The organism is Mesorhizobium sp. M0306 (assembly GCF_040321655.1).
Taxonomy (GTDB): Bacteria; Pseudomonadota; Alphaproteobacteria; order Rhizobiales; family Rhizobiaceae; genus Mesorhizobium.
Window position 1 is genome coordinate 1 of record NZ_JAMYRY010000112.1, and the last position, 729, is coordinate 729.

Annotated in this window: 1 protein-coding gene; it reads left to right on the forward strand. The window is 61.0% G+C overall.

The genetic code is table 11. The features are described 5' to 3' along the window. Position 1: 1 nt before the first annotated feature. Positions 2–729 (forward strand): IS5 family transposase gene (locus NKI95_RS34345; RefSeq protein WP_352722280.1). Its coding sequence is split into 2 segments (ribosomal slippage): positions 2–287 and positions 287–729, totalling 729 coding nucleotides; the frame shifts between segments, so codons are not numbered across the junction.

A 729-nucleotide genomic window follows, 5' to 3' on the forward strand; every position in this document is an offset into this window, starting at 1 on the left:
GATCGAACCGCTGTTACCCAACAAACCTAGAGGCGTGCCGCGCGTCGATGACCGACGCGTGTTAAACGGAATCTTCTGGGTGCTGCGCTCCGGTGCGCCATGGCGCGACCTGCCCGAGCGCTATGGGCCACGCACCACCTGCTACAACCGCTTCTCGCGTTGGCGAAAAGCAGGTGTTTGGGATCGGCTCATGGACGCCATCAGCGGAGCGCATGATGGTGAAATCCAGATGATCGACAGCACTTCCATTCGGGCGCACCAGCAGGCTGCGACGGCAAAAAGGGGGGCGCAGATAATTGTCTCGGTCGCAGCCGAGGTGGCCTCACGACCAAAATCCACGTCGTCGTCGACGCGCAAGGACTCCCGATCCGGCTCGGCCTGACGGCGGGACAAACGCACGATGGGCAGATCGCCGATCGATTGCTCGACCATCTCGGCCCGCGCATCATCGTCCTGGCCGACAAGGCCTACGATGCCGACCGTATCCGGGAGTTGATCCAGCAGCACGGTGCGACGCCCAACATTCCCGCCAAGCGGAACCGGAAGTGGAAACCTTGCTTCAGCAGGCGCCTCTATCGCGAGCGAAACCTGATCGAGCGCTTCTTCTCCAAGCTGAAACATTTCCGCCGTGTCGCTACACGGTACGACAAACTGGCAGCCAACTTCCTCGCCATGATCCAACTCGCCTCAATGCGACTGTGGCTTCGCGCTTATGAGTCTACGGCCTAG